The organism is Streptomyces sp. NEAU-sy36, assembly GCF_013423905.1.
Classification (GTDB): Bacteria; Actinomycetota; Actinomycetes; order Streptomycetales; family Streptomycetaceae; genus Streptomyces; species Streptomyces misionensis.
Genome location: NZ_CP058977.1, coordinates 732,277 through 756,361, shown reverse-complemented (window position 1 = coordinate 756,361; position 24,085 = coordinate 732,277). Strand labels below are relative to the sequence as shown.

The 24,085-nt window shown below is 72.7% G+C and carries 15 protein-coding genes; 10 read left to right on the top strand and 5 right to left on the bottom strand.

What is annotated here, in order from left to right; all coding sequences use genetic code 11:
• Position 1 precedes the first annotated feature (1 nt).
• Positions 2-2,209, top strand: coding sequence for a bifunctional glycosyltransferase/CDP-glycerol:glycerophosphate glycerophosphotransferase (locus HZZ00_RS03375; protein WP_180330804.1), 2,208 nt, complete (start codon positions 2-4; stop codon positions 2,207-2,209).
• Positions 2,210-2,231: 22 nt separating this feature from the next.
• On the opposite strand, the gene HZZ00_RS03370 is transcribed toward HZZ00_RS03375, so the two are convergent.
• Positions 2,232-2,645: an organic hydroperoxide resistance protein gene (locus HZZ00_RS03370; RefSeq protein WP_070022683.1), complete on the bottom strand. Its 414-nt coding sequence runs from the start codon at positions 2,643-2,645 to the stop codon at positions 2,232-2,234.
• A 112-nt stretch (positions 2,646-2,757) separates the two neighbouring features.
• Between HZZ00_RS03370 and HZZ00_RS03365 the strand changes: the two genes are divergently transcribed.
• Positions 2,758-3,240, top strand: a complete 483-nt coding sequence (locus HZZ00_RS03365; protein ID WP_180330803.1) for a MarR family winged helix-turn-helix transcriptional regulator — start codon at positions 2,758-2,760, stop codon at positions 3,238-3,240.
• On the opposite strand, the gene HZZ00_RS03360 is transcribed toward HZZ00_RS03365, so the two are convergent.
• On the bottom strand, positions 3,188-4,699 hold the full coding sequence (locus HZZ00_RS03360) for a glycosyltransferase family 39 protein (protein WP_180330802.1): 1,512 nt from the start codon (positions 4,697-4,699) through the stop codon (positions 3,188-3,190). The genes HZZ00_RS03365 and HZZ00_RS03360 overlap by 53 nt on opposite strands.
• A gap of 181 nt (positions 4,700-4,880) precedes the next feature.
• Between HZZ00_RS03360 and HZZ00_RS03355 the strand changes: the two genes are divergently transcribed.
• From HZZ00_RS03355 to HZZ00_RS03340, 4 genes are all read left to right on the top strand, one after another.
• Positions 4,881-6,152: a glycosyltransferase 87 family protein gene (locus HZZ00_RS03355; RefSeq protein WP_180330800.1), complete on the top strand. Its 1,272-nt coding sequence runs from the start codon at positions 4,881-4,883 to the stop codon at positions 6,150-6,152.
• A 44-nt stretch (positions 6,153-6,196) separates the two neighbouring features.
• Positions 6,197-7,852: a glycosyltransferase family 2 protein gene (locus tag HZZ00_RS03350; RefSeq protein WP_180333374.1), complete on the top strand. Its 1,656-nt coding sequence runs from the start codon at positions 6,197-6,199 to the stop codon at positions 7,850-7,852.
• A gap of 77 nt (positions 7,853-7,929) precedes the next feature.
• A complete protein-coding gene (galE, locus tag HZZ00_RS03345; protein ID WP_180330799.1) occupies positions 7,930-8,925 on the top strand; it encodes a UDP-glucose 4-epimerase GalE in 996 nt (331 codons plus the stop codon).
• Positions 8,926-9,200: 275 nt separating this feature from the next.
• Positions 9,201-10,166: an ADP-ribosylglycohydrolase family protein gene (locus HZZ00_RS03340; protein WP_180330798.1), complete on the top strand. Its 966-nt coding sequence runs from the start codon at positions 9,201-9,203 to the stop codon at positions 10,164-10,166.
• Here the strand turns inward: HZZ00_RS03340 and HZZ00_RS03335 are convergent.
• The gene (locus HZZ00_RS03335; RefSeq protein ID WP_180330796.1) at positions 10,138-10,776 is read right to left on the bottom strand and encodes a TetR/AcrR family transcriptional regulator; all 639 of its coding nucleotides are present in this window, start codon (positions 10,774-10,776) and stop codon (positions 10,138-10,140) included. The two genes, HZZ00_RS03340 and HZZ00_RS03335, sit on opposite strands and share 29 nt — an antisense overlap.
• Positions 10,777-10,983: 207 nt before the next feature.
• Here HZZ00_RS03335 and HZZ00_RS03330 point away from each other — a divergent pair, with 207 nt between their 5' ends.
• From HZZ00_RS03330 to HZZ00_RS03315, 4 genes are all read left to right on the top strand, one after another.
• Positions 10,984-11,895, top strand: a complete 912-nt coding sequence (locus HZZ00_RS03330; RefSeq protein ID WP_180330795.1) for an ABC transporter permease — start codon at positions 10,984-10,986, stop codon at positions 11,893-11,895.
• A gap of 85 nt (positions 11,896-11,980) precedes the next feature.
• The gene (locus tag HZZ00_RS03325; RefSeq protein WP_180333373.1) at positions 11,981-12,787 is read left to right on the top strand and encodes an ABC transporter ATP-binding protein; all 807 of its coding nucleotides are present in this window, start codon (positions 11,981-11,983) and stop codon (positions 12,785-12,787) included.
• A 179-nt stretch (positions 12,788-12,966) separates the two neighbouring features.
• Entirely contained in the window at positions 12,967-15,162 is a 2,196-nt protein-coding gene (locus tag HZZ00_RS03320; protein WP_180333372.1) for a CDP-glycerol glycerophosphotransferase family protein, read from the top strand.
• A complete protein-coding gene (locus HZZ00_RS03315) occupies positions 15,159-16,835 on the top strand; it encodes a glycosyltransferase family 2 protein (RefSeq protein ID WP_180330794.1) in 1,677 nt (558 codons plus the stop codon). The genes HZZ00_RS03320 and HZZ00_RS03315 overlap by 4 nt, the downstream gene beginning before the upstream one ends.
• 83 nt (positions 16,836-16,918) lie before the next feature.
• Here the strand turns inward: HZZ00_RS03315 and HZZ00_RS03310 are convergent, their stop codons facing one another.
• Both HZZ00_RS03310 and HZZ00_RS03305 read right to left on the bottom strand, forming a co-directional pair.
• A complete protein-coding gene (locus HZZ00_RS03310; RefSeq protein WP_374028512.1) occupies positions 16,919-18,433 on the bottom strand; it encodes a hypothetical protein in 1,515 nt (504 codons plus the stop codon).
• Positions 18,434-18,629: 196 nt separating this feature from the next.
• A complete protein-coding gene (locus HZZ00_RS03305) occupies positions 18,630-23,582 on the bottom strand; it encodes an NAD-glutamate dehydrogenase (RefSeq protein ID WP_180330791.1) in 4,953 nt (1,650 codons plus the stop codon).
• Positions 23,583-24,085: the final 503 nt, after the last annotated feature.

Genomic DNA, 24,085 nt, shown 5'->3' with positions numbered 1-24,085 from the left:
CGTGCCCCGCTTCAGCGTGATCGTGCCCTGCCACCGGGTGCAGGCGTATCTGCCCGAGTGCCTGGACTCGGTGCTCGCGCAGTCGTACCAGGATGTCGAGGTGATCGCCGTGGACGACCGCTCGCCGGACGACTGCGGCGCGATCCTGGACGAGTACGCCGCCCGCGACGCGCGTGTGAAGGTGCTGCACCTGCCGGAGAACGTGGGGCTCGGCCGCGCCCGCAACGCCGCTCTGGCGCACGCCACCGGCGACTACCTGCTCTTCCTGGACAGCGACGACACGCTCACCCCGGGCGCGCTGCGGGCCGTCGCCGACCGGCTGGCGGAGACCGGCGACCCGGACGTGCTCGTGTACGACTACGCGCGCACCTACTGGTGGGGCGGCACCCGGCGCAACGCGCTGGCCGGGGTGCTCGCCGAGGCCGGCCCGGACACCTTCACGGCGGCCGGGTACCCGCGCGTCCTGGACCTGCTGATGGTGGTGTGGAACAAGGTCTACCGCCGGGAGTTCGTCGACGCGGAGGGCTTCGCGTTCCCGCCGGGCTACTACGAGGACACCCCCTGGACGTTCCCGGTGCTGCTCAGCGCCCGGCGGATCGCCGCGCTGGACCGGATCTGCCTGAACTACCGGCAGCGCAGGCAGGGCAGCATCCTGTCCACCACCAGCCGCAGGCACTTCGACGTCCACGAGCAGTACGAGCGGGTCTTCGCGTTCCTGGACGCGCGGCCCCGGCTCGCGCACTGGCGGCCGTACCTGCACCGGAAGATGGGCGAGCACTGCCTGGACATCCTGGCCAAACCGGACCGGCTGCCGCCCGCCGACCGGGCCGAGTTCTTCCGGCGCACGGCCGAGCTGTTCCGCCGGCTGAAGCCGCAGGGCGCACGGGTGGACGGCGAGGTCGCCGTGCTGGAGGGCACCTGGACCGGCTACCGGCTGCGGCGTCAGGCGGCACGGGCCGGCCGCGGGGCGGCCCGGCTGACGCAGTCGGCGCGGCAGGCGGCGGCCGGCCGCGCCCGCACCGGCTGGGCCGCCCTGCACGCCCGCCGCTCCCTCGACCCCCACCTGGTGGTGTACTCGGCGTCCGCGCACCGGGGCATGCTGGGCGACCCGGCGGCCGTCTACCACGCGGCCCGGCGGATCGCCCCGCACCTGCGCGGGGTGTGGGTGGTGCGGGACGCCGAGGCGGCCGCGCTGCTGCCGCCGGACGTGGAGCACGTGGTCGCGGGCACCCTCCGCTGCGCGCGGGTGATGGCGCGGGCCGCGTTCCTCGTCGGCGACGCCGACTGGCCGGCCGCCCCGGCCAAGCGGCCCGGCAGCGTGTACATCCACACCCACCAGGGCACGCCGCTGAAGTTCCTGGGCGCCGATCTGCTGGACAAGCCGGGCGCCCGGCTCGGCGTCGACGTGCCGCGGCTGCTGCGCCGCGCCGACCGCTGGGACCACAGCCTGGTCGCCGGCCGCCACTCCGAGCTGGTGTACGAGCGGGCCTACCCCTGCCACTTCGCCTCGGCCCGTACCGGCAGCCCGCGCAACGACGTGCTGGTCAACGGCGGCCCCGGCGACTTCCGGCGCCGGCACGGCATCCCCGACGACCACACGGTGGTGCTGTACGCGCCGACCCGCCGGGACTACCGCAGGGGCGGGCACGTGGACCGGATCGACCTGGCCCGGTTCGCGGCCGACCTCGGCGAGGGCCACACCCTGGTGGTGCGGCTGCACCCCTCGCTGGCCGCCGGCCCGGCGCGGGGCATGGGGCTGACCGAGCTGGCCCGGCGCGGCGTCGTGCTCGACGCGACGGACGAACCGCACCTGTCGGACGTGCTGCTGGCGGCGGACGCGCTGGTCACCGACTACTCGTCCGTCATGTTCGACTACGTCAACCTGGACCGGCCGGTCGCGCTGCTCGCCGACGACTGGCCCGCGTTCCGGGCGAGCCGGGGCGCCTACATCGACATCACCGCCGAGCCGCCCGGCCATGTCACCCGCTCCTACCGGGAGTTGGCCCGGTTGTTCACCTCGGGCCGCTGGCGGGACGAGGAGTCGGCGCGGCTGCGGGCCGCCTTCCGCTCCCGTTACTGCGAGTTCGAGGACGGCCGGGCGGCCGAGCGGGTCGTGCGCACGCTGCTGCTGGGCGAGCCGATGCCGGCCGGTCCCATCCGGCTGCCGGGTCAGCCGACGGCCGGGCGGGACGCGCTGACGTCGGCGTGAGGGCGGCCAAAGGGGCCGCGGACTACTCGACGACGAGGTCGACCTCGATGTTGCCGCGGGTGGCGTTGGAGTAGGGGCAGACCTGGTGGGCGGCCTCGACCAGCCGGCTTCCGGTCTCGCGGTCCACGGTGTCGGGCAGCTCGACGCGCAGGGTGACCTTCAGGCCGAAGCCCTCGCCCTGCTTGCCGATGCCGACCTCGGCGGTCACGGCGGCGTCCGAGACGTCCACCTTGGCCTTGCGGCCGACGAGTCCGAGGGCGCCGCCGAAGCAGGCGGCGTACCCGGCGGCGAAGAGCTGCTCGGGGTTGGTGCCCTCGCCGTTGCCGCCCAGCTCCACCGGCGGGGCCAGCTTGACGTCGACCTTTCCGTCGGAGGTGACGGCACGGCCCTCACGGCCGTGGGTTGCGGTGGCGACGGCGGTGTAGAGCGCGTCCATGACGAACCATCCCTCTCGATGTGTCCTGCGGTGCTTGCCTTGCGAGCACAAGTGAAGCACACAATTAAGTTGTACACAATCGAATCGTGGGGTGCCGGGCTACCCTGGTCCCATGACCGCTTCCCCCGCCGGCACCGAGGCGGACTGGCTCCGCCTGGACCGCCAGATCTGCTTCGCCCTGCACGCCGCCTCCCGCGCCTTCAACGGCGTCTACCGCGTGGTCCTCAAGGACCTCGGCCTCACCTATCCGCAGTACCTGGTGATGCTGGTGCTGTGGGAGCAGGGCGACCTGCCGGTCAAGAAGCTCGGCGAACAGCTGCGGCTCGACTCCGGCACGCTGTCCCCGCTGGTCAAGCGGCTGGAAACGGCGGGTCTCGTACGGCGCGAGCGCAGCGCGCAGGACGAGCGCTCGGTGCGGGTGCACCTCACCGAGGAGGGCACGCGGCTGCGCGAGCGGGCGCTGGAGGTGCCGCGCCGCATCATGAGCTCGACCGGGTTCGACGTCGCGGAGATCGCCGACCTGCACGCCCGCCTCGACCGGCTCACCAGCGCGCTGGACGCGGCGGCGACGGCACAGGCCCACCCCGGCAACTGACGGGCCGTACGTAGAGCCGCACGGCGTCCCGGCCCCGCACGGCCTCGCCGGCCACCCTGAACTCCTGCCGGAGGACTTCCAGTTCGGCCCGTACGACGGGGTCGCGCGGCGTCCACCGTCCGGTCAGCACGGCCCGGTCGGCCACCACCCACACCCGCGCCACCCCGCCCAGCCGCCGTCGCACCTCCCCGGCCGGGGCCTCCACGCCGTACAGCGTCCCCGACCGGTCCCCGGGCTTGGCCAGCGCCAGGTCCCGCGTGCCGCGGAACGCCCCGGGATAGGCAAGCGCCGTGTTCCGCGCGGAGCCCGGCAGGTACAGCACCGCGTCCCCGGCCCGCACCCCGCGCGCGGCCGCCCGCGCGACCGACGCGAGGTCGTCGGGACGGCGCGCGGGGTCCCGGTCCTGCCGCAGCACCGGGAGCTGCTGGAGGAGGACGAGGGCGACGGCGAGAAGACCGAGGAGGGTCACGGGGACGGACGTCGGACGCGGCCGGCCCGGACCGGCCGGCCGGCCGGTCCGGGCCGGCCACGCCACCACCCGCTCCGCCCCGGCGGCGACCGCCAGCGGCGCCCCCGCGAGCGCGTACAGCACATACCGGTCGACGTACAGCGGCGGCGAGGACAGCGACACCAGCATCAGCACGCCCGGCGCCACCACCGTCAACGGCAGCGCCACCCCCGCGAGGGTGATCTTCCCCCGGCCCCCGGACATCCCGGCCGCCCCCACCACCGCGAGCCCCAGGCACACCCAGTACACCCCGGGCGGCACCCCGAAGAACGACCGCAGCAGCCCCTCGGCCGTCCCGGCCGTCGGCCTGCGCACCCACGCCACCTGCGCCGCCTGCGCCCGCGACACCAGCGCCATCGGCACCACAGCGGCCCCGGCCGCCACCGCCGCGCACCCCCACCCCCGCCACACCCGGGCCCCCACCCGGGCCAGCGCCAGCGACACCCCGTGGGCGAGCACCAGCAGCACCGCGAACTCGTGCAGCCAGCAGGTGACGCCGAGGACGAGGCCGTACCCCCACCAGGACCCCTTCTCCACTCCCCGCAGCAGGAGCAGCGTCGCCCCCATCGCCCCGGCCGCCACCAGCGCGTACGACCGCCCCTCCTGCGCGTAGTGCCCGGCCATCGGGTTCACGGCGTAGAGCAGCCCCGCCCACAACCCCACCCGGGGCCGCGCGAGCCGCGCCCCCACCTCCGCCACCAGGCCCGCCGTCACCGCGGCACCGGCCACCGACGGCAGTCGCAGCACCACCTCGTCGGCGCGGACGGCGAGCACGAAGTGCATCAGCAGGTAGTAGAGCCCGTGCACCGCGTCGACCCCGTGCAGCAGCCGCCAGATCTGCGGCACCGTACGGCGCGCCACCTGGAAGGTGACGGCCTCGTCGCGCCACATCCCGCCCCGGTCCACCCCCCACAGCCCGAGCACCAGCATCGCCAGCACGGGCGCCCCCACCACGGCACCGCGCCGGAACCGCACCGGCGCCCGCGGCGGTTTCCGCGACGCAGCTGCACGAACTTCCCCAGGGAGCCCGACGTTCACCACGGCCCGATCTTTTGTGCTGGGACAACGTTTCCGAGGTGTTTACGGTGTATCGCCGCCGATACGCCATCCACCCGGCTTAGGCTCCAACGCGATGAACCGCCTCCGTGTCACCCCCGGTCCGGTCCCCGCGCTCGCCACCGCCTGGCTCGCCACCCGTGCCCTGATGCTGTGGCTGCTCGCGCACGACGGTTCTCCGCTGCTCAGCGGGGGTTCGGTGGCGCGGGAGGTGTGGCGGCTGTACTTCCACTGGTACGGGGTGCTCGCGCAGGGGTCGTTCCCCGAGCACGACACGCTGTGGCAGTACCCGCCGGGCGCGGGCGCGGTGCTGCTGCTCCCGGGCCTGGTACCGGGGTTGACGTACTTCCAGGCGTTCGTGGCGCTGACGCTGGCGGCGGACGCGCTGATCGCGGGAGCGCTGGTGCGGGCGGGCCGCCGGGACGGCCGGAGCCTGCTCGGCGCGGCCCTGTGGACGGGCGGTCTGCCGCTGCTGCTGCATTTGCCGCTGGCCCGGTACGACGTACAGGTCACCGCCCTCGCCGTGCTCTCCCTGCTGACGCTGGCGCGCTCTCCGCGCGCGAGCGGTGCGCTCGGGGCGCTCGGCGCCCTGGTGAAGGGCTGGCCCGCGCTGGTGCTCCTCGGCACCCCCAGGGGCGGGCCGACGCGCACGGCGTGGGCGTGGGCGGCGGGCGCCGGGACCGTCGTACTGGGGGTGCTCTCCCTGTCGTTGCGGCATCCGCTGTCCTTCCTGGCCGGACAGGGCGGGCGCGGCGTGCAGATCGAGTCGCTCGGCGGTACGGCGCTCAACCTCGCCCGGCACGCGGGCTGGTCCGGCCGGCCCCACTACCAGTACGGGGCCATCGAGTTGGTGGGTCCGTACGTGTCCGTCGTCGCGGACTGCTCCCTCGCGCTGACGGCCGCCGCGTTCGGGCTGCTGGTGCTGTGGCGGCTGCGGGCGCGGCACTGGAACGAGGCGACCCCGTACGACGCGGCGCTGTGCGCGGTGCTGCTGTTCACGGTGACCAGCAGGGTCATCAGCCCCCAGTACATGGTGTGGCTGCTGGGGCTCGCCGCCGTGTGCCTGACCTCGCGGCAGACCGGCCAGCGTCCGGTGGCCGTACTGGTCCTCGCGGCGTCCGCGTTGAGTACCGTGGTGTACCCGCTGTGCTACGGGGAGGTGATCGCGGGCACCTGGAGCGGATGCCTGCTGATGCTGGGGCGCAACGGCATGCTGGCGGCCGCCGCGCTACTGTCTTTCCTGCGGCTGTGGCGCTCCTGTGGACCGCCCGGGGCAAAGAGCGGGCAAACGAAGGAACCCCACCCGGATTCCGACCGTCTTCCGGAGCGAGCACTAACCCTCTCTTAACCGGGTATTACCGAATATTTCTACGCTCCCGGCTCGTGGACCCCATGCTTCCAGACTCGTCTGACCCGCCAGAGAACACCCAGACCCCAGAGCGCGCCGAGCAGTCCGGGGCGCACCGGCCGGCCCAGGTCGGTGTCGTCGTCATCGGCTACAACGACCGCGCGCACGTGGCCGACGCGGTGCGTTCGGCACTCGCGCAGGGCCCCGCCGTCGCGGAGGTGGTCGCGGTCGACGACTGCTCCACGGACGGCAGCGCCGAACTGCTCGACCGGCTGGCCGCCGACGAGCCCCGGCTGCGGGTGGTCCGCCGGGACGACAACAGCGGTGGCTGCGGCAGCCCGCGCAACACCGGCATCGACGCGGTGACGGCGCCGTACGTGATGTTCCTGGACAGCGACGACGTACTGCCGCCGGGCGCGGTGGACGCGCTGCTGACGGCGGCCACGGGGGCGCACGCCGAGGTGGCGAGCGGGCTGTGTGTGCGCCGGGAGCTGCCCTCGGGTCGCGAACAGCCCTGGCAGGAGAACCTCTACACGGCGCACACCGTTCTCGCGCGCCCCGCACAGCGCCCCCGACTGGTCCACGACACGCTGTGCGTCAACAAGCTGTACCGCACCGACTTCCTGCGCGAGCACGACATCCGTTTCCCCGAAGGCCGCTTCCTCTACGAGGACTTCGTCTTCACCGCGCGGGTGCTGGCCGCCGCCCCGCGCATCGCGCTGGTGCCGGACCGGGTGTACGTGTGGCACGTGCGCCGGTCGGCCGAGCGGCTGTCGCTCTCCCTCGACCGCGAGCACATCGACAACTGGAAGGCGCGCACGCGGGCGTGCACGCTGGCGTACGACATCCTGCTGGGCGCCGGCCAGAAGGAGCTGGCGCGGGCGGCGCGGGCCAAGTTCCTGGAGCACGAGGTGCGGATGTACACACGCGAACTGGGGTTGCGCGACGCGCAGTACCGGCGCGCGTGGTGGACGCACACCCGGGAACACCTCGCGCGCTACGACGCCGCCGACTGGGAGCTGAACCCGGCCGCGCCCGGCCGGCTGCTGGGCCGGCTGATCCTGGAGTCCCCGGAACCGCGCGACCTGCCCCGGATACGGGACCTGGCCGCCCGCCCGGCCCGGCTGCTCCCTCCGTACGCCCGCACCCCGGACGGGGTGCCGGTCTGGTCCGAGGACCTCCCGCAGCTCGCCCTGACCCCCTTCCTGACCAGCCCCACCCGGGCTCTGCCGCTCGCACTGGACGCGGAACTGCGCCCCCAGGCGCGCGCCACGCCCCTGACGCTGCGGCTGCACGAGCTGTACGGCAGGGTCGCCGAGGCGGGCCCCCGGGAGGTGGACGTGCTCTGGGCGTCCCGGAACGACGACCGGGTCCGGGGGCACGCGACGGCCGCCCTCTCACCCGCGGGCGCGGACCTCTGGTCGGCCGAGCTGCCCGTCGACCTGGGCGCGCTCGGCGCGGGCACCTGGGACCTGCGGCTGACCGTGCGCTTCGCGGACGGCGCGGAGCGGGAGGTCACGGCGCACGCCCGCGCGGGCGCCGGCCGACTGCGCCGCCGCGCCGTACCGAGCGTGCGGCACGGCGTCCTGCTGGTGCAGCCGTACGCGACGCACTCCGGCGCGCTGGCGCTGCGCGTGGCGACGGGCGTGCGGGGCGTCACCCAGGTGCTGCGCAACCGGCTGCGGCGCCTGCTTCACTGAGACGGTCCCCGCTGCCGCATCGGGAACACAGCGTCGGGAACTACTGGGTCTGGAACGAGGCCGGGAAGAGAAACATCGTGTCTGTCCTTATCGCCGGTGGAGCCGGTTACATCGGAAGCACCGTGGCGTCCGCCTGCCTGGACGCGGGCATCACCCCGGTGATCCTCGACAACCTCGTGCGCGGCCGCGCCGAGTTCACCGACGGGCGGATCTTCTACGAGGGTGACATCGCGGACGGCGCCCTGGTCGACCGGATCTTCGCGGAGCACCCGGACATCTCCCACGTGGTGCACTGCGCGGCGCTGATCGTGGTGCCGGAGTCGGTCGCGGACCCGATCGGCTACTACGAGGCGAACGTCACCAAGAGCCTGGCCTTCGTCCGCCATCTCCACCGCAACGGCTGCGACCGGCTCATCTTCAGCAGCTCGGCCTCCATCTACCGGGCCGAGGACGGCTCCCCCGTCACCGAGGAGTCGCCGCTGGCGCCGCAGAGCCCCTACGCGCGGACCAAGGCGGTCTGCGAGGGGATGTTCGCCGACATCGCCGCGGCCGGGCAGCTGCGGGTGCTGTCCCTGCGGTACTTCAACCCGGTCGGCTCCGACCCCCTGCTGCGCACCGGTCTCCAGCTCAAGCGGCCCAGCCACGCGCTGGGCAAGCTGATCGAGGCCCACCAGGAGGGCACGGCGTTCCCGGTCACCGGCGTGAACTACCCGACGCGCGACGGCACGGGCATCCGGGACTACGTGCACGTCTGGGACCTTGCCGCGGCCCACGTCGCGGCGATCGAACGCTTCGACTCCGTCCTCACCGCGTCGGCGCCGTCGATCGCGATCAACCTGGGCACCGGGTCCGGCACCACGGTCCGCGAGCTGTGCGCCGCGTTCAACAACGTCGTCAGCACGCCCCTGCGGACCGTCGACACCGACCCCCGCCCGGGCGACGTCGCCGGCGGCTACACCACGAGCGACCGCGCGGCGAAACTGCTCGGCTGGACGCCGAAGCTGTCCCTGGAGGAGGGCATCCGCTCGGCCCTGGACTGGATCCCGGTGCGCGACGAGATGCTGAAGGACTGACCCGGCCACCGTCCGGAACCGCCTGCCGGCGCGGGCCCGCCCGTGCCGGGGGGCTCCCGCCACGGGCCGGTTCCCGCCATGGGTCACCGGTCTCGCCACAGGTCACTCGTCTCGCCACCGGAAGCCCGGACCGTCCGCGGTGCCCGGGGCCGCCCGGCCGCCACGGCGCCGCGTGCGGGGGAGAACGCCTCGCCGGCACCGGCGAGCGCCCTCCCCCTGCGACGAGACGCCGAAAGGCCGGACCGGCTCCCGGGCCCTCCCGGTAGCCTGCGCCCATGGTCCCGTCCCCCGCCCCCTCCCCCGCCGACCGAGCCGCGGGTGCCGTCCTCGGGTCCGCCGTGGGCGACGCCCTCGGCGCGCCCTTCGAGTTCGGGCCCGAGGGCGCCTTCTCGGCCCGCTTCCCGGTCCCCGGGGCCGCCGACGAGATGTGCGGCGGCGGTGGCTGGGACCCCGGCGAGGCCACCGACGACACACAGATGGCCGTGCTCGTCGCCGAGTCGCTGCTGGCGCACGGCGGCCTGGACCTCCCCGACGTCTTCCGGCGTTTCCAGCACTGGGCCGCGGCCGGTCCGAAGGACATCGGGTTGCAGACGGAGGCGGTGCTGACCGGTGGGGAACCGTGGGACACCGCCGCCGCCGAACACTTCCGGGTGAACCAGCGGGCCGCCGGAAACGGCGCCCTGATGCGCGCCGCGCCCTCGGCCGTGTTCTTCGCCCGGCACGGCCGGGCCGCCACCCTGGACGCCGCGCGCCGCCTGTCCGCCCTCACCCACGGCGACCCGGCCGCCGGCGAGGGCACGGCCGTACTGCACGAACTGGTCCGGGTCGCGCTGGCGGGCGGGGACCCGCTGGACGCCGTACCCGGCGCCCTGGCGGCCCTGCGCCCCGGGCACCGCGAGCGGTACGCCGTCGTGCTCGCCCCCGACTGGCACCCGGACCTCGCCACCGAGTTCAACGGCGCGGTCTGGCCCTGCCTCGGCTCGGCGGTCTGGGCGCTGCGGACGACGGCGTCCTACGAGGCGGCGGTCCGCGCGGCCGTCGACCTGGGCGGCGACACGGACACCGTGGCCGCGGTCACCGGGGCGCTGGCCGGCGCCGTGTACGGGATCGGCGCCGTCCCCGAGCGGTGGTCCGGCGCCCTGCGCGTCCCGCTGCCCGGCTCCGGCGGGCGGGTGCTGCGCGCCCCGGACCTGGCCGACCTGGGCCGCCGGCTCACAGCGCCTTCAGCGCCCCCGCGGTAGCCCGCGCCAGCCGCTCCAGATAGCCCTTCGGCGGCTTCGGGGACCGGATGACCACCGAGCGCCAGTACAGGGGCCCGGAGATGAGGTCGAGGGCGAGGTCGGGGTCGAGCCCGGGGCTCACCTCGCCGCGTTCCGCCGCCGCGGCGACGATCTTGCTGGCCACGCCCTCCTGACCGTCGCGCAGCGCCTTCTGGAAGGCCTCGGCGATGTCGGGGTTGCGGGCGGCCTCGGCCTGGAGGTCGGGGATGACCTGTGAGGCGACGGGGTGGCGCAGGGCGCGGGAGGTCACCTCGTAGAGCAGCCGCAGGTCGCCCTCCAGGGAGCCGGTGTCCGGCACCGGCAGACCGAGCACCGCCATCGCGGAGACCACGTCGAGGACCAGGTGGAGCTTCGAGCGCCAGCGCCGGTACACCGCCGTCTTGCCGACGCCGGCCCGCCGCGCGATCCCCTCGATGCTCATGCGGGCGTAGCCGACCGCGGCCAGTTCCTCGAAGACCGCCGCCCGGATGGCCTCGGTCACGTCCTCACGCAGCACCGCGGCCCCGGCGGGGGCCCGGCGGCGCGCACGCGTCGGCGATTCGTCGGCGGGCTCGGCGGCGTTCGTGGTCATGGCTCCAGCATAGGGCGTGACGACGAAACGGTTGCGTTGCGACGTCACTTGGTTCTACGCTCACGTTGCGACGATACGGTCCCGTCCCGACGTAAGAGAATGTGAAGAGAACCGTAAGGAAACGCCGGACGACGGGACCGGCCCGCCACCGATCCGGCCACAGTCGGAGACGTGGCACCCCCCTCCCCCCGAGCGAAAGCAGCGGATGTGAGCCAGGTCCTCGACACACCGCCCCCGACCCAGGCCCCGGCCGACGACCTCAAGGCACTCGCCGCCCGGCACGGCCTGACCGTCAGCGGCGCCCGCCCCTCGCTGCCGGAGTACATCCGCCAGCTGTGGGCCCGGCGCCACTTCATCACCGCCTTCGCCACCGCCAAGCTCACCGCGCAGTACAGCCAGGCGAAGCTCGGCCAGGTCTGGCAGGTCATGACCCCGCTGCTGAACGCGGCGGTCTACTACTTCATCTTCGGTGTGCTGCTGGGCACCAAGCGCGGCGTGCCGGACTACATCCCGTTCCTGGTCACCGGCGTGTTCGTGTGGACGTTCACGCAGAGCTCGATCCAGGTCGGCACCCGGGCGATCTCCGGCAACCTCGGCCTGGTGCGCGCCCTGCACTTCCCGCGCGCCGCCCTGCCGATCTCCTTCTGCCTCCAGCAGCTCCAGCAGCTGCTGTTCTCGATGGCGGCGCTGGTCGTCATCCTGCTCTGCTTCGGCGTACCGGTCTCCGCGTCCTGGCTGCTGGTGATCCCCGCGCTCGTCCTCCAGTTCACCTTCAACGCCGGCATGGCGATGATCATGGCGCGAATGGGTGCCAAGACCCCGGACATCGCCCAGCTGATGCCGTTCATCCTGCGTACCTGGATGTACGTGTCCGGCGTCATGTGGAGCATCGACAAGCTCACCGCGAAGGACCACCTGCCGCACCTGGTCACCGTCGCGCTGGAGACCAACCCGGCCGCGGTCTACATCGACCTCATGCGGTTCGCGCTGATCGACAGCTTCCACGCCAAGCAGCTGCCCCCGCACGTGTGGGCGGCGGCGACCGGCTGGGCCCTGCTCGCCGGCATCGGCGGCTTCATCTACTTCTGGAAGGCTGAGGAGACGTACGGCCGTGGCTGAGCACAACGAGTACACCCAGCTGAACGAAGGCCCCGAGGGGTACGGGCGGACCGCGTACACCACGCCCGCCGCACCGGCCGACCGGATCCCGACCGTCGTCGCCGACAGCGTCGACATCGTCTACCGGGTCAACGGCACGGGCGCCGGCCGCGGCTCCGCCACCGCCGCCCTCAACCGCATCCTGCGCCGCGAGCAGGCCGAGAAGGCGGCCGGCGTGCGCCGGGTGCACGCGGTGAAGAAGGTGTCGTTCATCGCCTACAAGGGCGAGGCGATCGGCCTCATCGGCACCAACGGCTCCGGCAAGTCCACCCTGCTGAAGGCCGTCGCCGGCCTGCTGCCGGTGGAGAGCGGCCACATCTACACCAACGGCCAGCCCTCCCTGCTGGGCGTCAACGCGGCCCTGATGAACGACCTCACCGGCGAGCGCAACGTCTATCTCGGCGGCCTCGCCATGGGCATGTCCCGCGAGCAGGTCAGGGAGCGCTACCAGGACATCGTCGACTTCTCCGGGATCAACGAGAAGGGCGACTTCATCACCCTGCCGATGCGCACCTACTCCTCCGGCATGGCCGCCCGGCTGCGCTTCTCCATCGCCGCCGCCAAGGACCACGACGTCCTGCTCATCGACGAGGCCCTGGCCACCGGCGACCGCAGGTTCCAGGTGCGCTCGGAGGACAGGATCCGCGAGCTGCGCGAGAAGGCGGGCACCGTCTTCCTGGTCAGCCACAACAACAAGTCGATCCGCGACACCTGCGAGCGCACGCTGTGGCTGGAGCGCGGCGAGCTGCGCATGGACGGCCCCACCGAGGAGGTCATGAAGGAGTACGAGGCCTTCACCGGTGACAAGTCGGACAAGACGGGGAAGAAGCCCGCACAGAAGAAGGCCGCGTAACGCACCATGGAACATGTCACCACGTAAAAACGGCGCGGCGTGAAACCAGGAGACCGGGATGACGCTCTCACCAGTCGGGCCGGTCCTCTTACCCCGAACGTGGTCATCCCATTCATCCTCTTAGTGACAGTATGTTATGAAGGGTGACCCTCCACCACGAGCCGAAGGAGTCCTCCGCGATGCCCCAACTCAGCGTCATCGTCTACGGACCCAACGCGCAGGGGCATCTGACGGAGTTGCTCGACACGCTCGAAGCGCATCCGCTGTCCGACGCCGAGATCATCGTCGCCGCGGTCGGCGACTGGGCACGGGAGACCGCCGCGGGCCACGCCCCCGAGACGATCGTCGTCCCGCTTCCGGACGGCACCGGTGACGCCCAGGCCCGGTCCGCCGGCGCCGCCCGCGCGTCCGGCCGCTGGCTGCACTTCGTGCACGCCAAGGACGGCCTGCCCGCCGGCGCGCCCCGGCTGATCGCCGAACGCGCCGCCGAACTGGACGACTCCGTCGACGTCCTCCTGCTCGACCACCTCACCACCACCTGGCAGAGCGCCGCCCGCCCCTCGCGCGACGGCCGCTTCCTCGCCGCCGTGGGCCGCGCCGCCCTGCCTCTGGACGAGGCCGCCGACCTGCTGCGCCTCACCCCGCTGCTCGGCAACCGCGCCCTGCGCCGGGAGTTCTGGCAGGCGCACGAGCAGCAGCTCACCACCGACGACGAGCCGCGCGCCGCCCGCGCCGCCCTGCTGCACGCGGGCCGCGTCGCCTGCCTGAACCAAGTGGCCTACGAGAACCGCGAGTTGCGGCCCGAGAGCCTGCCGCCGCTGGCCCCCGAGGACCGCTACGGGCTGATCGAGCGCTACGAGTCGCTGATGCCGCTCGCCAAGGACCGCCGCGCCCCCCGCGTGGTGCTCTACGACCTGATGATGCGCGACCTGGTGCGCACCTTCGCCGGCGAGAACCTGCCCGACGCGGTGGCCCGCGAGTTCTTCCGCCGCGCCTCCCTCGCCGCGGTGCGCTGGCGCCCCGAGCGCTACGAGCGCCCGTCGGGCGTCGAGGGCGTGCGGCACGCGCTGCTGGAGGAGGGCGCGTACACCAAGTACCGCGCGTTCCAGGCCGCCAACCGCACTCGGCGCGCCGCGCGCAAGGCCGTGCGCACCCGCAAGCGCCAGGTCGGCGCCAAGCTCCGCGACCAGCAGTACCGCCGCGCCCTGAGCCGGCCCGTCGACCCCCACCTCGCGGTGTTCGCGGCCTACTGGGAGCGCGGGGTGGCCTGCAACCCGGCCGCGATCGCCGCCAAGCTGGCCGAACTCGCCCCGCACATCCACCCGGTGTGGGTGGTGTCCAAGGACAACACGGCCCTGCTGCCGCCCGGCACCGACCACGTGGTCCCCGGCACCCGCCGCTACTGGGAGGTGCTGGCCACCGCCAAGTACCTCGTCAACAACGTCAACTTCCCCAACGCGGTGGTCAAGCGGCCCGACGCGATCCACCTCCAGACCCACCACGGCACCCCGCTCAAGCGCATGGGCCTGGACCAGATCGAGCACCCGGCCGCCGCCAAGGGCCTGGACTTCGCCGCGCTGCTGGCCCGCATCGACCGCTGGGACTACAGCGTCAGCGCCAACAGCCACTCCACCCGCATGTGGGAACGCGCCTACCCGGCCCGCTACACCTCGCTGGACTACGGCTACCCGCGCAACGACGTCTTCTACACCAGCGACGCCGCCGCGGTGCGCGCCGCCCGCGAGCGGCTCGGTATCGCGCCCGGCAAGACGGCCGTGCTCTACGCCCCCACCCACCGCGACTACGAGGCCGGCTTCACCCCGCGCCTCGACCTCGCCGAACTCGCCGACCGGCTCGGCGAGGACACGGTCCTGCTGGTGCGCGCCCACTACTTCTACGGCGGCGCCACCTCCCCGCTGACCGGTCTGCGCCGCTCCGGGCGGATCATCGACGTCTCCTCCTACGACCCCGTCGAGGAGCTGTGCCTGGCCGCCGACGCGCTGGTCACGGACTACTCGTCGATCATGTTCGACTACGCCAACCTGGACCGCCCGATCGTCGTCTACGCCGACGACTGGGAGACCTACCGCACCACCCGCGGCGTCTACTTCGACCTGATGACCGAGCACCCCGGGCAGGTCGCCCGCACCCAGGAGGAGCTGACGGAGATCTTCCGCTCCGGCGCCTGGCGCGACGACAGCGCGGCCAAGGCCCGCACCGCCTTCCGGCGCCGGTTCTGCGAGTACGACGACGGCCGCGCCGCCGAGCGGGTCGTGCGTCGGGTGTTCCTCGGCGAGCCGGAGGAGGCACTGCCACCGGTGCTGCCGATCGAGGACCGCACCCCCGCCCCGACCCCCGAGGAGGCCACGGCATGACGACCCCGGCCACGACCCCCGACGTCACGGTCACCGTCATCGTCTACAACGACGCGGCCCGCCTGCCCCGGGCGGTCGCCTCGTTGCGCGCGCAGACGCACGCCAACATCGAGATCATCATCAGCGACGACCACTCCACCGACGACACGCCGACCGTGGCGCGCCGTCTGGAGGCCGAGGATCCCCGCGTCCGGTACCTGCGGCTGCCGGAGAACAGCGGCGGGTGCAGCGCGCCGCGCAACCGGGCCATCGAGATCGCCCGCGCGCCGTATCTGATGTTCCTCGACAGCGACGACGAACTCCCGCCCGACGCCGTGGAACTGCTGCTGGCCGCGCACCGCGAGCGCGAGGTCGACTTCACCATGGGCGCGGTGCGCCGGGTCCGCGTGGACAACGGCCGCCGTACGACGTGGATGCCGCACCTGGTCGCCGAGCACCGCACGATCGAGGGCATCGAGGCGGACCCGCGGCTGTTCTTCGAGCACCTGTCGACCAGCAAGATGTACGCGCGCGCCTTCCTGGACCGGCACGACCTGCGCTTCCCCGAGGGCATCCACTACGAGGACCAGCTGTTCTCGGCGCAGGCGTACTGCCTGGCCAAGGCGTTCACGATCATCCCGGACCCGGTGTACGTCTGGTACATCGACCCGTACGCGGCGGCCGCCTCGGCGTCCATCTCCAACCAGCGGCACAAGGTCACCAACGTCCGTGACCGGGTGCACGTCCAGCGGCTCATCGACGACTTCCTGGTGGAGAGCGGGCACGCGGGGCTGCGGGAGGACAAGGACTACAAGTTCCTCAAGCACGACTTCCGGATGTACGCGGGCGACCTGCCTTACCGGGACGACGAGTGGCTGGCCGCGTTCGCGGACATCATGAACCCGTACCTGGACACCCTGGCCCCCGGCGCCTACACCAGGCTGCCCCGGCCCGAGCGGATCGTCCTCGAACTGCTGCGCTCGGGTCGCCTCGCCGACGTCCGGACGGCGGCGCGCGGACTCGGCCAGGAGGTGGCGCCGCGCCAGGTCACCTCGGACGCGGCGGGCGTGCCGTACTGGGGCGACAGCGTCCCGGACACGGACCGGGGCCGCCGTGAACTGGCCGTGGCCGACCTGGAGTTGGACACACGCCCGTTCCCGACGGCGCAGTTCCGCCACGAGATCACCGAACTGACCCGCGGCAGCGGGGCCTCGCTCACGCTGGCCATCCGCACATACGACCCCGGGCTGCGGCTCCCCGTGGGGCCCCAGCGGGCCGGTCTGATCCTCTCCCCCGGCGGGCGCCGGATGACGGTGCCCTTCCGGCTGGACCCGGTCAGCCCCGGCGTCTTCGAGGGCAGCGTCCGGCTGGACCTCGCCGCCGCGCAACTCCCTCTCCAGGGCTTCGAGGGCATCCGCCACCCCCTGGTCCGGCTGAACCAGCAGGGTCTGTGGAACTCCGGCGTCCTGCTGGCCCCGCTGGACTTCCCCACGGCCACGGCCCGCGTCGACTACCGCTCCGGTGCGACGCCGCACGAGGTCACGGTGGAGCCGGAGGGCCGCAACCCCGGCCGTCTCCAGCTCCGCTGGCGCCCGGTGGGCGCGACGGCCACGGTGATCCGGCCGGTGCTGCGCAAGATCGCCCGCCCCAGGGTCCGCAAGGCGGCGAAGCTGGTGGCGAGCGTCCTGAAGTAGCGCCGGGCGCAGGACAGCGCCGTAGCACCGCGGCCCCGTGGACATCCACGGGGCCGCGGTGCTTCACTCCGGCCGCCGGCGGCTCAGCGCGCGACCCGGAACAGGACCTGGTTCGCCGGCCCCGTGGCCACCTTCCGCAGGCCCGGCCCGGCCAGACCGGCCGGCCCGACGACCCACCGCACGCCGTACTCGCGCAGGATCCCCTGCCGCTGTGCCGGGGACGTCCCGTCCGCGAAGAACCGGTCCACCGCGGCCGACCGCCGCGCGGCGTCCGGCAGGAACACATCGGGATAGCCCGGCGCGACGGTGTACGCCCCGTACGCCGGGATCTGCCGCGCCGGATACGTCCGCGCCATCACCACGTCGCCGTACCGCACCCACGGCGTGAGCCAGTGGTACCCCACCCAGGGCGCCTGGTACTTGGCCGCCAGCACGGACGGCAGCGCTCCCTTGCCGGTCGCGTACCCGAGCGTCCCGGCCTGCGCCCACGCCCCGACCGCCAGCGCGACGCCCAGCACACACGCCCACCCGGTCCGCACCGCCCGGCGGCCGGCCGACACCACCTCCAGCGCCGCGGCGAGCTGCGCCGGGATCAGCGCGGCGGGCATGGCCCGGCCCCAGCTGTAGTGCCCGGTCAGCCCGCCCGCCGCGAACACCAGCGCGCCGAGCAGGAAGAACAGCGCGAGGGCGTCCCACCGGTCCCGCCGAAAGCGCAGCGCCAGCGCCGCCACTCCCAGCAGCACCAGGGCGAACCGGCTGCCCAGGTGCTCGTACAGCGGCTTGTGGATGGCCTCCAGGTCGGACCCCGCGGAGAACAGCGAGAAGAAGTCGTAGTACGGCCACAGCCACAGCAGCACCGCGCCGAGGAGCAGCCCGCCGCCGAGCCGCAGCCACACCGTGCGGCCGGGCCGGGCGGAGACCACCATGGCCAGCGCGCCGAGCGTGGCGACGACGCCCGTGAACTGGTGGCACAGCAGGACCAGCGCCCACAGCACGCCCAGCCCCAGCCAGCGCGCCCAGGACGCCTCGGTCCGCAGGGCGCGGGCGAGCCAGGCCCAGAAGTGGAAGGTGAGCCCGAGCGCGAACACGCTCGGGTAGGCGATGGTCAGCGCGAGGGAGTGCAGGCCGACGAAGCCGCTCCAGTTGAGGACCGCCGTCCCCCACAGCAGCACCAGGCTGAGCAGGGCCAGCGCCGGCGCCGCCCGGTGCGCGCTGAGCGTGCGCACGTACCGCCACACGCCGGTGACCAGCAGGGTGAGCCCCGCCAGCGCGGCGACGCGCAGCACCACGAACACCGACAGTCCGGTCACCTTGGCGAGCGCGCCCAGCACCAGCATCCACGGCGAGTAGTACGGGCTCGGGGTGTCCGCGTCGACCAGCGGGTTGCCGGGGTGCAGCAGGTCGTGGCTCAGCCGCTGGACGGTGGCCGCGTGCATCCCCAGGTCGCCGATCCACGGCAGCCGGACGATCACCAGGAGCAGCAGCACCAGGACCAGCACGGCGGCGGCCTGGGGCAGTGCCCTGGCCGCCCGCGCGGTGCCGTTCGGCGGCGTGCGGCGGCTCACGTGCTCTTCGAGGTCAGACGGCGCTGCGTGCATCCTGTTGGAACACCCGTATGGATAGACGAAAAATGAAAGCCCAGGTAATTGGCTCTCACAGCGCAGACCCTATCCGAATCACACCGATTAGCAGGAAACGGTAAATCGGCAGATCGCTTTTGTACAAAGGTCGGCAAGAAAGGGAACGCCCCGGGCCGATGGTCCATCGGCCCGGGGCGTTCCCGTCGCCCTACGGCTACGAGTGCGTGCGCAGCAGCGTCCGCATCGTCCGCATCGCCACCGACAGGTTGGCGAGGTCGAAGGAGTCCGAGCTGCGGATCTCCTCCAGGGTGGTGCGCGCCCGGCTCAGGATGGGGGCGTTGCGCTGCTCCCACTCCCCGAAGCGCTGCTCCGGCGTCGAGGTGCCGTTGCCCGCCGTGAGCACGTCCGCGGTGAGCGCCGCGTGGGCCGCGTACAGGTCCTCGCGGATGGAGGCGCGGGCCATGGACTGCCAGCGGTCGTTGCGCGGCAGCTCGATGATGCGGTCCATCAGCTGGCTGATGCCGAGGCGGTCGGCGAGGTCGTAGTAGACCTCGGCGACGTCCAGCGGCTCCTTGCCCATCCGGTCGGCCACCGAGACGATGTCGAGCGCCGGGAAGGCGGAGGAGAACCCGGCCACGCGGGTGGCCAGTTCGTCGGGGACGCCGGCCGCGGACAGCTCGTCGTACACGTGCTGGTACCACTCCTGGTCCGCGCCGCGCACCAGCTTGGGCAGCTGCTGCCAGACCTGCTCGACGCGCTCGGCGAAGAACTCCACCGTCTCGGCGAGCTGGATCGGCTGCGGGCGGTTGTTGAGCAGCCAGCGGGTGCCGCGCTCGACCAGGCGCCGCGAGTGCAGCCGGATCCGGGTCTGCACGTCCGCGTCGACCCGGTTGTCCAGGGCCTCCACCGCGTCCCACACCGGGGCCGAGCAGAAGATCGCACGGGCCGCGGTCTGGGCGCGGACGATCTCCTCCAGGGAGGCTCCGGTCTCCTCGCGCAGCCGGTGCAGATACGTCGTACCGCCCGTGTTGACCGTGTCGTTGACCAGCACCGTGGTGGTGATCTCGCGGCGCAGCGGGTGGTTGTCGACGGCCTCCGCGAACCGCTCGCGCAGCGCGCTCGGGAAGTACGCGTGCAGCAGGGTGCGCAGGTACGGGTCGTCCGGCAGCGAGGTGTGCAGCAGCTCCTCGGCGACCGTGATCTTCGTGTACGCCAGCACCACGGCCGTCTCCGGGCCGGTCAGGCCCTGGCCCTGGGCGAGGCGCTCGCGGATCTGGCGGTCGGTCGGCAGGAACTCCAGGGCCCGGTCCAGGTGGCCCTCGCGCACCAGGTGGCGGATGAACCGCTGCTGGGCGTGGAGCATGTCCTTGGCCTGGAACAGCGCGTTGGCGAGCGCGGTGTTCTGCGCGTAGTTGTTGCGCAGGACCAGCGCGCCGACCTCGTCGGTCATCTCCGCGAGCAGCTTGTTGCGCTGCTTGACGGTCATGTCGCCGTCCGCGACCAGCCCGTTGAGCAGGATCTTGATGTTCACCTCGTGGTCGGAGGTGTCCACGCCGGCGCTGTTGTCGATCGCGTCGGTGTTGATCTTGCCGCCCTGCGTGGCGAACTCGATCCGGCCGAGCTGGGTCAGACCCAGGTTGCCGCCCTCGCCGACGACCTTGACCCGCAGGTCGGCGCCGTCGACGCGGATGGCGTCGTTGGCCTTGTCGCCGACGTCCGCGTTGGACTCCGCGGAGGACTTCACATAGGTGCCGATGCCGCCGTTCCACAGCAGGTCGACCGGCGCCTTCAGGATCGTCTTCATCAGGTCGGCCGGGGTCATCTTGGCGACCTTGTCCTCGATGCCGAGGGCCTCGCGGATGTGCGCGTTGAGCTGGATCGACTTGGCGCTGCGCGGGAAGATCCCGCCGCCCGCCGACAGCAGCTCCTTGTCGTAGTCCGCCCAGCTGGAGCGGGGCAGCTCGAACAGGCGGCGGCGCTCGGCGTACGAGGTGGCCGCGTCCGGGTTCGGGTCGATGAAGATGTGCCGGTGGTCGAAGGCGGCGACCAGGCGGATGTGCTCGGACAGCAGCATGCCGTTGCCGAACACGTCACCGGACATGTCGCCGATGCCGACGACCGTGAAGTCCTCGGACTGGGTGTCCACGCCCAGCTCGCGGAAGTGCCGCTTGACGGACTCCCACGCGCCGCGCGCGGTAATGCCCATGCCCTTGTGGTCGTAGCCCGCCGAGCCGCCGGAGGCGAACGCGTCGCCGAGCCAGAAGTTGTACTTCTCGGCGACCCCGTTGGCGATGTCGGAGAAGGTGGCGGTGCCCTTGTCGGCCGCGACGACCAGGTAGGTGTCGTCGCCGTCGTGCCTGACCACGTCCTTGGGCGGGACGACCTCGCCGCCGACCATGTTGTCGGTGATGTCCAGCAGCGCCGAGATGAACGTCTTGTAGCTGGCGACACCCTCGGCCAGCCACGCGTCGCGGTCCTTGGCCGGGTCCGGCAGCTGCTTGGCGACGAAGCCGCCCTTGGCGCCCACCGGCACGATGACGGTGTTCTTCACCATCTGTGCCTTGACCAGGCCCAGGATCTCGGTGCGGAAGTCCTCGCGCCGGTCGGACCAGCGCAGGCCACCGCGCGCGACCTTGCCGAAGCGCAGGTGCACGCCCTCGACGCGCGGCGAGTACACCCAGATCTCGAACGCCGGGCGCGGCGCGGGCAGGTCCGGGATGGCCTGCGGGTCGAACTTCATCGACACGTAGTCGTGCGGGCTGCCGTCGGCGCGCCGCTGGAAGAAGTTGGTGCGCAGGGTCGCCTTGATGACGGTCAGGAAGGAGCGCAGGATGCGGTCCTCGTCCAGGCTCGCCACCTGGTCCAGCGCCGCGTCCAGCTCCTCCAGCAGCGCGTCCGTCAGCTCCAGGCCGGCCCCCTGCCGCTCCGGCGACATCCGCGCCTCGAAGAGGGAGACGAGCAGGCGGGTGGTGTGGACGTTGTTGCGGAGGGTGTCCTCCATGTAGTCCTGCGAGAAGGTCGAACCGGCCTGGCGCAGGTACTTGGCGTAGGCGCGCAGCACCATGGCCTCGCGCCAGTTCAGCCCGGCACTGAGCACGAGGGCGTTGAAGCCGTCGTTCTCCGCGCGGCCGGTCCAGGTGGCGGCGAACGCCTCCTGGAAGCGCTCGCGGCCGTCGTCGCCCAGCAGGTCGCCGCCCGCGCCGCCGAGCGTGGGGATGCGCAGACCGAAGTCGTAGATCCAGGCGGTGGTGCGGTCCGAGCAGCGCAGCTCGTACGGCCGCTCGTCGACGACCTCGACGCCGATGCGCTGGAGCACCGGCAGCACCGCGGACAGCGAGACGGACTCGCCGGTGCGGTAGATCTTGAAGCGGCGCTCGTCGGGGGCGGCGCCCACCGGCTCGTACAGGCTCAGCGCGAAGTCGTTGCCCTTGTCGCGGGTGAGCCGCTCCAGGTGCACCAGGTCGGCGACGGCCGCGCGGGGGCTGTGGTCGGCCTTGTAGCCCTCGGGGAAGGCGTTGGTGTAGCGGCGCAGCAGCTCGGCGGCGCGCTCCTCGCCGCACTCGGCGTTGAGCGCCTCGGCGAACCCGTCCGCCCAGGAGCGGGCGGCCTCGACCAGGCGGGCCTCGATGCGCTCCTTGTCGGCGTCGGACAGCTCGGGCAGCTCGGTGCCCTGCGGGACGCGCACGACGAAGTGCAGCCGGGACAGGATCGACTCGGTGTTCCAGGCGGTGAAGTCGACGCTGGTGCCGCCCAGCTCCTCCTTCAGGATGTCGATGATCCGCAGGCGCACGCCGGTGGTGTAGCGGTCGCGCGGCAGGTAGACGAGGGCCGAGTAGTAGCGGCCGTACTCGTCCTGGCGCAGGTAGAGCCGCAGCCGGCGCCGCTCCTGGAGGTAGAGCACGCTGGTGGCGATGGACTGGAGCTCGGCGGCCGGCGTCTGGAACAGCTCGTCGCGCGGGTAGGTCTCCAGGATCTGGAGCAGGTCGCGGCCGTCGTGGCTGTTGGGCGAGAACCCGGCGCGGTCCAGCACCTCGGCCACCTTGCGGCGGATGACGGGCACCCGGCGCACCGACTCGGTGTACGCGGCCGAGGAGAACAGGCCGAGGAAGCGCCGCTCGCCGACGACGTTGCCGTCCTTGTCGAACTTCTTGACGCCGATGTAGTCCAGGTACGACGGCCGGTGCACGGTGGCCCGGCTGTTCGCCTTGGTCAGCACCAGCAGCTTGTGCTCGCGGGCCTTGGCGCGCGCGTCGGCCGGCAGCCGCTCGAAGGAGGGGCTGACCGGGTGCTGGTCGTCCTCCGCGTGCTGCGGGTCGGAGCGCAGGATGCCGAGGCCGGTGCCGGGCACGGCGGCCAGGGTGTCGTCCCCGCGCAGCTCGTACTCGCGGTAGCCCAGGAAGGTGAAGTGGTCGGAGGAGAGCCAGCGCAGCAGCTCGCGGGCCTCCTCGACCTCCGGCCGGGGCATGTCGGCGGGGACCGGCTCGGTCTCCAGCTCGCCGGCGATCCGGGTCGCCGCCTCGCGCATCTTCTCCCAGTCCTCGACGGCCTCCCGGACGTCGGACAGCACGCGCAGCAGGTCTGCGGCGATCTGCTTCAGGTCGGCGCGGTCGGTCTCCCGGTCGATCTCGACGTGGATCCAGGACTCGACGTGCGCGTCGTGCGGCAGGTCACCGGTGGAGGTGGGCGGGGTCGGCAGGACCTCCAGCAGCTTGCCGGTGAGGTCGCGGCGGACCACGAACTGGGGGTGGATCACAACGTGGATGCCGCGTCCGCCGCGCGTCAGCTCGTTGGTGACGGAGTCGACCAGGAACGGCATGTCGTCCGTCACGACCTCGACGACCGTGTGGCTGCACGTCCAGCCGTTCTCCTCGACCGTCGGGGTGTGCACCCGGACGTTCGCGGTGCCCTGGGGGCGGTTCTCGGCGAGACGGTAGTGCGAGACCGCGGCGCCGAAGGCGTCGACCGGGTCGCGGTCGGCGAGGTCTTCCGGTGCCGTGTGCAGGTAGTAGCGCTGGAGGAAGGCGAGGGTGGACTCGCTGTCCGGGGTGTCCGGGGCACCCTCCCCCGTCGTCCCGGTCGGTAGGTGCCCCCCGACCGGGCTGTTCTCAGCTACCCGGGCGGCCCTCTCGAGCAGCTCGGCCTTGGCTTCGTCCAGCTTGGTCTGCATTGTCCTCTGGCTCCTGTCGCGCGCCGTTGCGTGACGTAGAAGGAAGTACTGGCTCTTCCCCCGCGGCTCGACGCCACGGCCCGGGGTCTCCGGTCCGTTCCGACGCTATGCCGCGAGGTGGGATGAGCGGGGGGTATTCGGCCTTTTCCGACACGACCGCCGGGTGTGACGCTGCTCTCGGCACCGTCGCCGTCCGAGCCGTCCCCGGCGTCCGGGGGACATCCGCGCCCCCGCACCGCCCGCGAAGACCAGCGACCGCCGCCCGGTCACGGAGGTGCTCCGTGCAACCCGGGCGCAGGGCGGGAGCCGGATCGGCCCCGCGAGCTATCGCGCTGATCACGCCACAAGGCTATCGCTCCTCACCCTGGAACCGTCATGAGCCGTATGTGTACAAAACAGGGGGTCAAAGTTTGACGTTCTGCACAGCGTCCGGTGTCACCCGGGTGGCGTAACCGGAATCAGCCGGTCGAGGGGCGGGACGGGGTAGCGTCCGGCCGCCTCGC

Excerpts from the sequence above, each read along its gene's own strand:
- HZZ00_RS03370 (WP_070022683.1), bottom strand. The coding sequence starts at position 2,645 with ATGGACGCGCTCTACACCGCCGTCGCCACCGCAACCCACGGCCGTGAG.
- HZZ00_RS03365 (WP_180330803.1), top strand. The coding sequence starts at position 2,758 with ATGACCGCTTCCCCCGCCGGCACCGAGGCGGACTGGCTCCGCCTGGAC.
- HZZ00_RS03355 (WP_180330800.1), top strand. The coding sequence starts at position 4,881 with ATGAACCGCCTCCGTGTCACCCCCGGTCCGGTCCCCGCGCTCGCCACC.
- HZZ00_RS03350 (WP_180333374.1), top strand. The coding sequence starts at position 6,197 with ATGCTTCCAGACTCGTCTGACCCGCCAGAGAACACCCAGACCCCAGAG.
- HZZ00_RS03340 (WP_180330798.1), top strand. The coding sequence starts at position 9,201 with ATGGTCCCGTCCCCCGCCCCCTCCCCCGCCGACCGAGCCGCGGGTGCC.
- HZZ00_RS03335 (WP_180330796.1), bottom strand. The coding sequence starts at position 10,776 with ATGACCACGAACGCCGCCGAGCCCGCCGACGAATCGCCGACGCGTGCG.
- HZZ00_RS03320 (WP_180333372.1), top strand. The coding sequence starts at position 12,967 with ATGCCCCAACTCAGCGTCATCGTCTACGGACCCAACGCGCAGGGGCAT.
- HZZ00_RS03315 (WP_180330794.1), top strand. The coding sequence starts at position 15,159 with ATGACGACCCCGGCCACGACCCCCGACGTCACGGTCACCGTCATCGTC.
- HZZ00_RS03310 (WP_374028512.1), bottom strand. The coding sequence starts at position 18,433 with ATGCACGCAGCGCCGTCTGACCTCGAAGAGCACGTGAGCCGCCGCACG.
- HZZ00_RS03305 (WP_180330791.1), bottom strand. The coding sequence starts at position 23,582 with ATGCAGACCAAGCTGGACGAAGCCAAGGCCGAGCTGCTCGAGAGGGCC.